The organism is Methylobacterium sp. WL116 (genome assembly GCF_008039455.1).
Classification (GTDB): Bacteria; Pseudomonadota; Alphaproteobacteria; order Rhizobiales; family Beijerinckiaceae; genus Methylobacterium.
The window spans coordinates 1-8,563 of record NZ_VRUV01000164.1 but is presented as its reverse complement, the minus strand read 5'-3'; the positions used below and the strand labels follow the sequence as shown (position 1 = coordinate 8,563).

General features: G+C 70.7%; 8 protein-coding genes and 1 pseudogene. 3 read left to right on the top strand and 6 right to left on the bottom strand.

Annotation, left to right across the window (positions count from 1 at the left end; genetic code table 11):
* The 6 genes and pseudogenes from FV223_RS13660 to FV223_RS13635 form a co-directional block, all read right to left on the bottom strand.
* Window positions 1-194: pseudogene (locus tag FV223_RS13660) on the bottom strand (hypothetical protein); the annotation flags it as partial.
* 169 nt (window positions 195-363) lie between these two features.
* A complete protein-coding gene (locus tag FV223_RS13655) occupies window positions 364-1,167 on the bottom strand; it encodes a succinate dehydrogenase iron-sulfur subunit (RefSeq protein WP_147727562.1) in 804 nt (267 codons plus the stop codon).
* A 96-nt stretch (window positions 1,168-1,263) separates the two neighbouring features.
* Window positions 1,264-3,081 (bottom strand): succinate dehydrogenase flavoprotein subunit, encoded by a 1,818-nt coding sequence (sdhA, locus tag FV223_RS13650; protein WP_147727561.1) that lies wholly within the window; start codon window positions 3,079-3,081, stop codon window positions 1,264-1,266.
* Between the two features lie 31 nt (window positions 3,082-3,112).
* The gene (gene sdhD, locus FV223_RS13645) at window positions 3,113-3,532 is read right to left on the bottom strand and encodes a succinate dehydrogenase, hydrophobic membrane anchor protein (protein ID WP_147727560.1); all 420 of its coding nucleotides are present in this window, start codon (window positions 3,530-3,532) and stop codon (window positions 3,113-3,115) included.
* Between the two features lie 12 nt (window positions 3,533-3,544).
* Complete coding sequence (gene sdhC, locus FV223_RS13640; protein WP_147727559.1) at window positions 3,545-3,946, bottom strand: succinate dehydrogenase, cytochrome b556 subunit; 402 nt, start codon at window positions 3,944-3,946, stop codon at window positions 3,545-3,547.
* Between the two features lie 187 nt (window positions 3,947-4,133).
* Window positions 4,134-5,423: an SLC13 family permease gene (locus tag FV223_RS13635; RefSeq protein ID WP_147727558.1), complete on the bottom strand. Its 1,290-nt coding sequence runs from the start codon at window positions 5,421-5,423 to the stop codon at window positions 4,134-4,136.
* A 193-nt stretch (window positions 5,424-5,616) separates the two neighbouring features.
* Here FV223_RS13635 and FV223_RS13630 point away from each other — a divergent pair, with 193 nt between their 5' ends.
* The 3 genes from FV223_RS13630 to FV223_RS13620 all read left to right on the top strand — a co-directional run.
* Window positions 5,617-6,513: a LysR substrate-binding domain-containing protein gene (locus tag FV223_RS13630; RefSeq protein ID WP_187274788.1), complete on the top strand. Its 897-nt coding sequence runs from the start codon at window positions 5,617-5,619 to the stop codon at window positions 6,511-6,513.
* 196 nt (window positions 6,514-6,709) lie between these two features.
* Window positions 6,710-7,897: an NAD(P)/FAD-dependent oxidoreductase gene (locus FV223_RS13625; protein ID WP_246689679.1), complete on the top strand. Its 1,188-nt coding sequence runs from the start codon at window positions 6,710-6,712 to the stop codon at window positions 7,895-7,897.
* A gap of 71 nt (window positions 7,898-7,968) precedes the next feature.
* Window positions 7,969-8,563, top strand: a 595-nt coding sequence (locus FV223_RS13620) for a thiamine pyrophosphate-binding protein (RefSeq protein ID WP_246689678.1), incomplete at its 3' end; no start/stop codon positions are given.

Here is an 8,563-nt window from a genome sequence, read left to right as displayed (position 1 = left end):
GCGGTGGCACCGGGCGGCGGCGCGAGCGGCGCCGAGGTCACGGCGCCGGAGGGCATCGCCGGGGCGATGTTGTCGATGGCGGCTTGCTGTGCCGGCCCGCGGACGCGGGGTCCGTCGAAGCGCTGCGACGCGCAGGCGCCGAGCCCTGCCGCCAGCGCGAGGAGGGCGATCGTCGAACGGTACTGACGCGGCATCGGTCTCGGCTTCCCCGGCGCACGTGCGGCGCCCCTTGCGAGCCCTTGCGTCGGGGGCAATTGCGATGCCCGCAAGGCGGCCGGTCGGGGAACGGTCTTCGGAGGGCCCGCGCGCGAGGCTTTTCGGGCCGAGTGTGGCGGGGCGGCCTCAGTCCGCCGCCCCGCCGGATCACACCGTGCGCTCGACCATCATCTTCTTGATCTCGGCGATCGCCTTGGCCGGGTTCAGGCTCTTCGGGCAGGTGTTGGCACAGTTCATGATCGTGTGGCAGCGATAGAGCTTGAACGGGTCGTGCAGCGCGTCGAGGCGGTCGCCGGTGTTCTCGTCTCGGCTGTCGATCAGCCAGCGATAGGCCTGCAGCAGCGCCGCCGGGCCGAGGAACTTCTCGCCGTTCCACCAGTAGCTCGGGCACGAGGTGGTGCAGCAAGCGCACAGGATGCACTCGTACAGCCCGTCGAGCTTGGCCCGGTCCTCGGGCGTCTGCGGCCACTCCTTCTCGGGCGCCAGGGTGTCGGTCTTGAGCCAGGGCTCGACCGAGGCGTGCTGGGCGTAGAAGTTCGTCAGGTCGGGGACGAGGTCCTTCAGCACCGGCATGTGCGGCAGCGGATAGATCTTCACCGCGGCGGTCTTGCGGCCCTTCGCGTGCTCCTGGCACTCGTCGATGCCCATGGTGCAGGCGAGCGCGTTCTGGCCCTCGATGTTCATGGCGCAGGAGCCGCAGATGCCCTCGCGGCAGGAGCGGCGGAACACCAGCGTCGAGTCGACCTTGTTCTTGATCCACAGCAGCGCGTCGAGCACCATCGGCCCACAATCGTCGCGGTCGACCTGATAGGTGTCGATCCGCGGGTTCTTCCCGTCGTCCGGGTTCCAGCGGTAGACGCGGAACTCCTTGAGGTTCTTGGCCCCCGTCGTCGCGGGCCAGGACTTGCCCTCGGTGATCTGGGAGTTCTTGGGGAGGGAGAATTCGGCCATGGCTGTCGTTGGCTTCCGCTAGAGTCGATCGAAGCAACGATCGGCAAGACGCATCGGGAACGCGGTCCCGCCGATCGGCTTTCCGAAGCGCGCAGCTTAGTAAACGCGCGCCTTCGGCTCGATGTACTGGATCTCGTTCGACATCGTGTAGGTGTGGACCGGGCGGTAATCGATGCTCACCCGGTGGGCACTCTCGTCGAGCCACGACAGGGTGTGCTTCATCCACTCCTTGTCGTTGCGGTCGGGGAAGTCCTCGCGAGCGTGCGCCCCGCGCGATTCCTCGCGGTTGGCGGCCGATTCCATGGTGACGACCGCCTGGCCGATCAGGTTGTCGAACTCCAGGGTCTCGAGCAGGTCGGTGTTCCAGACGAGCGACCGGTCGGTGATGCGGATGTCGGCGGATGCCGACCACACCTTGTGGATCAGGCCCTTGCCCTCCTCCAGCACCTCGCCGGTGCGGAACACGGCGCAGTTGTTCTGCATCGTCTTCTGCATCTCGAGGCGCAGGTCCGCGGTCGGCGTGGAGCCGTCGGCGTAGCGGAAGCGGTCGAGGCGGGTCAGCGCCTTGTCGGCGGAATCCTTGGCCAGGTCCATCGGCCGGCCGTTCGGCTCGACGATCTCGGCGCAGCGCTGGCCGGCGGCGCGGCCGAACACCACGAGGTCGATCAGCGAGTTCGAGCCGAGGCGGTTGGCGCCGTGCACCGAGACGCAGGCCGCCTCGCCGATCGCCATCAGGCCGGGCACGACGGTGTCGGGGTTGCCGTCGCGCAAGGTCAGCACCTCGCCGTGATAGTTCGTCGGGATGCCGCCCATGTTGTAGTGCACCGTCGGCAGCACCGGGATCGGCTCCTTGGTGACGTCGACGCCGGCGAAGATCTTGGCGGATTCCGAGATGCCCGGCAGGCGCTGGTGGAGGATCGCCGGGTCGAGGTGGTCGAGGTGCAGGAAGATGTGGTCGCCGCCCTTGCCGACGCCGCGGCCGGCCCGGATCTCCATGGTCATCGAGCGCGAGACCACGTCGCGCGAGGCGAGATCCTTGGCCGACGGGGCGTAGCGCTCCATGAAGCGCTCGCCCTCGGAATTCGTCAGGTAGCCGCCCTCGCCGCGGGCGCCCTCGGTGATCAGGCAGCCGGCGCCGTAGATGCCGGTCGGGTGGAACTGCACGAACTCCATGTCCTGCAGCGGCAGGCCGGCACGCAGCACCATGGCATTGCCGTCGCCGGTGCAGGTGTGGGCCGAGGTCGCCGAGAAGTACGAGCGGCCGTAACCGCCGGTGGCGAGGATCACCATCTGCGCGCGGAAGCGGTGGATCTCGCCGGTGGCTTGGTCCATGGCGATGACGCCGCGGCAGCGGCCCTCGTCGTCCATGATCAGGTCGAGGGCGAAGTACTCGATGAAGAAGTTGGTCTGGTTCTTCACCGCCTGCCCGTACAGGGTGTGGAGCATCGCGTGCCCCGTGCGGTCGGCGGCCGCGCAGGTGCGCTGCGCGGTGCCCTTGCCGTAATCGGTGGTCATGCCGCCGAACGGGCGCTGGTAGATCTTGCCCTCTTCCGTGCGCGAGAACGGCACGCCCCAGTGCTCGAGCTCGTAGACGGCCGCGGGAGCGTTGCGCACGAGATACTCGATCGCATCCTGGTCGCCGAGCCAGTCCGACCCCTTCACGGTGTCGTACATGTGCCAGCGCCAGTCGTCCGGGCCCATGTTGCCGAGCGAGGCCGAGATGCCGCCCTGCGCCGCCACCGTGTGCGAGCGGGTCGGGAACACCTTGGTGATGCAGGCGGTGCGCAGGCCCGCCTGGGAGCAGCCGACGGTGGCGCGTAGGCCCGCGCCGCCCGCGCCGACGACCACCACGTCGAAGGTGTGGTCGGTGATGGGATAGGCGGGTCCCTGCCCGTTCTGTCCGTTGGCGGCCATGGAAGGCTCCTTCAAGATCGCGAGTGGCAGGTCAGACGAGGCGGCCGAGCCCCACGCGCAGGATCGCGTAGAGGCAGGCCACGGCCACGACGACCGCGTAGAAGTTGTTGGCGAACACCGCGGCGATCTTCAGCCCCGGGCTGTGGACGTAATCCTCGATGATCACCTGCATCCCGAGACGCATGTGGATCGCGACCGAGGTCACGGCGAGGATCAGGACGATCGCGACGAAGGGGTGCGACACCAGGGCCACCGCCTCCGCGTAGGAGCGGCCGGCCATCAGCGCGATGATCACCACGAAGGCGAGCATCAGCGGCGCGTTTGCGGCGGCGGTCAGCCGCTGCATCCACCAATGCCCGACGCCGTGGTGGGCGACGCCGAGGCCGCGGACGCGGGCGCGGGGCGTGCGGATCGAGACCTGCGGGTTCTGGAGGATCTTGGCCTTGGCCATGGCGGGAACTCCTCAGCGCGCCAGAAGGGCGACGGCCCAGACGACGATGGTCAGCGTCGCCGAGCCGATCAGGGTGGCGCGGGCCAGCGCCATGCGCTTGTCGCGGTCGAAGCCGTATCCGGCATCCCACACGAAGTGCCGCAGGCCACCCAGCATGTGGTGCAGCAGGATCCAGGTGTAGGCGAACAGCACGATCCGCCCGATCCAGGACCCGAAGAACCACGCCACCCAGGCGTAGGCCGCCGGGCCCGAGGCGAGCGCCACGAGCCAGATCGCGACGAGCGCGGTGCCGCCGTAGAGCGCTGTGCCGGTGACGCGGTGGAACACCGACATCGCCATCGTCCAGGTCCAGCGATAGATCTGGAGATGCGGCGAGAGCGGCTGGGCGACGGTGGGGCGTGCGGTGGGTGCCATCGTGCGGGAGGCCTCGTGTCGTTCTCGGAACCGGGTCGATCTTGGAATTGGACCGTCTCTAATCTGTAGCGCTAGAGGCCCGAGCGTTTCGCCGCAATGCGGCATGGCAGGACGGAGATGACGATTTCGTCGGGATATCGCCTGCCGCCGGGCACGGCGGGCGCCGTTCTCGCGACACGTATCCTTCTCATGGCAGTCGCCCGATCAGCCGCCACCAGAGGTAGTCGAGCGGCGCGGCGACCAGCAGCGTCGCGACCCCGTAGGCGAAGGTCGCGCGCGTCGCGTCCTTCAGCGACACGCCGCCGAGCTCGCGCGCGAACACGATGGGCGGCGCCTGATACGGGAAGAACAGCGTCGCGTAGCCGAGCACCTGCACCATCACCACGTCGAGCACAGGCCAGCCGCTGGCCTGTGCCATCTCGCCCGCCAGCGCCGTGTAGAGCGCGGGCGCGCCGTTGGCCGTGACCACGAGGGTGAGCGCCGTGGCGACGCCGGTCAGCACCGCGAAGTTCTGCACGGTCGCGCCCGGGCTCAGGGGCGCGACCGCCAGCAGCGCGTGGCCGAGCCGCTCGCCCAAGCCGGTCTCGTTGACGACCGCCACGAGGCCGAGCAGCGCGGCGATGTAGAAGCAGGTGCGCAGCGAGACCTGCGCGAAGGCGTCCGCCGGCAGCACGCCGATCCGCGGCATCAGGCAGATCACCGCGGCCGAGAGCCCGACCCAGGCCGGGGCGATGCCGTGCAGCCCGTCGGTCATCCATAGCGCCAGCGTGCCGACGAGGATCGCGGCCAGCCGGCGCTCGGCGGGCGAGGCCGGGGGCAGGGCCGGCAGCGCCGCGGCACCGGATTCGAGCCGGTCGGGGAACAGCGTCACGAGCAGCACGCCCTTCACCAGCGCCAGGACCGGCGCGTGCAGCCAGAGATAGGGCAGGTAGGTGAGGTGCAGGCCCTGGAGCCGCTCGGCCGCGCCGGCCATCACCAGGTTCGGCACGTTGGCGGGCAGGATCGCCGCCGACAGGATCGGGGTCGCGAGCCCGACCGCCATCACCGCGCCGATCCGGCCCTTCCGCCCGGGCGCCAGCCCGAACGCGTCGCAGAGCGACAGGGTCACCGGAATCATCAGCGCGATGCGCCCGAGGTTCGACGGCATCACGAAGGCGAGCAGGAAGCTGAACCCCACGAGCCCGGCGACGAGGCGCGGATAGGAGCCCGAGAGCCGGCCGCTCAGCCCCTGCGCCAGGCGTGCGCCGAGGCCGGTCCGCGTCATCGCGAGGCCGACCACCATCCCCGACATCACCAGCCAGAAGGCCGATGCCGCGAAGCCGGAGAACACCGTCGCCGCCGTGCCGAGCTTGAGCAGCATGGCGAGGGCGAAGAACAGCAGCGCGGTGACGATCTCGGGCAGCAGCGCCGTCGCCCAGAGGCCCATGCAGAGCACGAGCAGCGCGCCGGTCGCCCAGATCGTCGTCCCGCCTCCCATGCCGCCCTGCCCCTACCCTGTTCGATCCGCCCGATGGTTAGGGGCCCGATTGGAACGGTTCGCAATACGGATTTCCTTGATGATGCCTTCGCGATCGGCGAAGGCTGAGCGTCGGGCGCGCGCGTTTCGCAGTCGCTCGTGCATCGCTGTGGCGCCGGCAGCGGCTTCGCGGCCCGCGTAAGGAAGCCCGGCGATGATGCGCTTCGACCTGTCCGACCTCAGCCTCTTCCGCCACGTGGTCGAGGCCGGCTCGATCACCCACGGGGCGGCGCGCGCGAACCTCGCGCTCGCCGCCGCCTCGACGCGGATCCGGGCAATGGAGACCTCGCTCGGCGCCGCCCTGCTCACCCGCACCCGTTTCGGCGTCACGCCGACCCCGGCCGGGCGGGCCTTGCTGGCGCATGCCCGCGGGCTGATCGCCGCGATCGAGCGGATGCAGGGCGAGCTCTCGGCCTTCTCCGGCGGCACGGTCGGGCAGATCCGGGTCCTGGCCAACACCAACGCGCTCACCGAATTCCTGCCGGATGCGCTGGCCGCCTACCTGGCGAAGAACCCCGGGGTCAGCGTCGAGATCGACGAGCACACCTCGGACGAGATCGTCGGCCTCGTCGCGGACGGGCAGGCCGACCTCGGCATCCTGTCGGGCACGGTCGACACCGGCGACCTCGAGACCTTCCCGTTCCGGCAGGACCGCTTCGTGCTGGTGGCGGCGCGCGGGCACGCCCTGGCCGGGCGCGGGGCGGTCGCCTTCGCCGAGGTGCTGGCGCACGACCTCGTCGGTCTCGACCGGGCGAGCGCGCTCACCCGGTTTCTCGCCGACAAGGCGGCGCGCGTCGGGCGCCCGATGCGCCTGCGCGTGCAGCTGCGCGGGTTCGACGCCGTCTGCCGCCTCGTCGATGCCCGCGTCGGCGTCGGCATCGTGCCCGAGAGCATGGCCCGGCGGGTCGCCCGCGGCCTCGACATCGCCGTCGTGCCGCTGGTCGAGCCGTGGGCGACGCGCGCCCTGACCCTGTGCCTGCGCAGCTACGAAGGCTTGCCGACCTTCGCGCAGGAATTCGTGACGCACTTGCGCGACGGTCGCGACGCCTGAACAGACCGCACCATGTCGTCGGTGATGAAAGCGCGGCGCGATCTCTACCTTCGGTAGAACATTGCCACTATGTTTCTCGCTGGTCACGAAGGGTTGATCGCGAAGAACTACGCAAGGATCTTCTTTTCGGGATGGTTGCGACTTCTGTACCGTGCGGGCGTGTCGAAGGCGCCCCTGCCGGAGGGATGTGCTCGCCATGCCTGCTCAGACGGACTGCTTCGATGTCGTGGTGATCGGCGCGGGCCTGGCCGGAACCTGCCTGGCCGGCCGCCTCGCCCGCAACGGCCGCAGCGTCGCGCTGATCGACACCCACGCCGTCCACCCGCACGATTTCCGCGCCGAGAAGTACGGCTCCGCGCAGATGTCGCTGTTCGAGTCCCTCGGGTTCGGCGCCGCCGCCCGCGGGTGCACCACGAGCACCGACACCGTCCGGGTCGTGCGCTTCGGCAGCCTCGCGTATTGGGAGCGCAACACCGAGTACGGCGCCGCCTATCCCGACCTGATCAACGCCCTGCGGGCCGACCTGCCCGCCGGGCTGCTCACCGTCGGCCGGGTCGCCGACCTCGATCTCGGCCCGGAGCGGCAGGTCGTCACCCTCGGCGACGGGCGCCGGTTCGCCGGCCGCCTCGTGGTGCTGGCGACGGGGCTCGGCGACGTGCTGCGCCGCAAGGCCGGGATCGTCCGGCGCGTGATCGGCGAACGCCACTCGCTGGCCGTCGGCTTCGACATGGCGGCGCCGCGCGACACCTTCCCGTTTCAGGCGATGACCTACTTCTCCGAACGGTTCGGCGGACGCGACGCCTACCTGACGCTGTTCCCGCTCGGCGAGACCATGCGGGCGAACCTGTTCGGCTACCAGCAGCCGAACGCCCCCTGGGCGAAGGCGTTTCGCGCCGAGCCGGAGGCGGCCCTGCGCGCGCTGATGCCGGGGCTCGCGGCCCATTGCCCGGACCTCGCCGTCGCCGGCTCGGTCGAGGTGCGCCCGATCGACCTGATGCGGGCCGAGGGCCACGTCCGCGACGGGGTGGTCCTCGTCGGCGACGCGTTCCAGACCGCGTGCCCGATTCCCGGGACCGGGATCGGCAAGGTGCTGACCGACGTGCGGCAACTGGCCGACGCCCACCTGCCGGGCTGGCTCGCGACGCCCGGCATGGGTGCCGACAAGGTCGCCGCGTTCTATGCCGACCCGGTCAAGGTCGCCTGCGACGCGGCGAGCCTGCGATCCAGCCTCTACGCCCGCGCGCTCGCCACCGAGACCGCCCTGCCCTGGGCGGTCCGCCGGGTGCGCAACCGCGTCGCGCGCCACGCGATCCGCTACGCGACGGGCGCCTCGCAGGGAGCGGTGCGCGCCGCCTCGGCGGTCGCGGCCCACCTGGCGCTCTGACCGCGCCGGGCGGTTGCCCCGTGCGGCCATCGGCGTAGCCTCGGCCGCGCGACGGGACGGAAAGGACGGCCATGGCGATTGCGACGGTGGACGCGCTCGGAAGCCGCCGAGGGGCGATGGTGCTGCTCGAGGTGCTGCGCTCGGAGGGGGTTCGCTACATCTTCGGCAATCCCGGCACCACCGAGCTGCCGCTGATCGACGCGCTCACCGAGACCCCCGACATCGCCTACGTGCTGGCGCTGCAGGAGGCGAGCGCGGTGGCGATGGCCGACGGCTACGCGCATGCCGCGCGCCGGCCCGCCTTCCTCAACCTCCACACCGCCGGCGGCCTCGGCCACGGCTTCGGCAACCTGATCAACGCCCACGTCTCGGGCACGCCGCTGGTGGTGACGGCGGGCCAGCAGGATTCGCGTCACGCGATCACCGATCCGCTGCTGTTCGGCGACCTCGTCAGCCTCGCCACGCCCGCCGTGAAGTGGGCGCGCGAGGTCACCAACGCCGACCAGCTGCCGATCCTGCTGCGGCGCGCCTTCCACGACTGCTCGGCCGCGCCCTCGGGCCCGGTCTTCCTGTCGCTGCCGATGGACGTGATGGAGGCGATGACCGCCGCGCCCGCCGGCGGCGTCTCGACGATCGACCGCTGCGCCGTGGCGGGCTCGCTCGAGC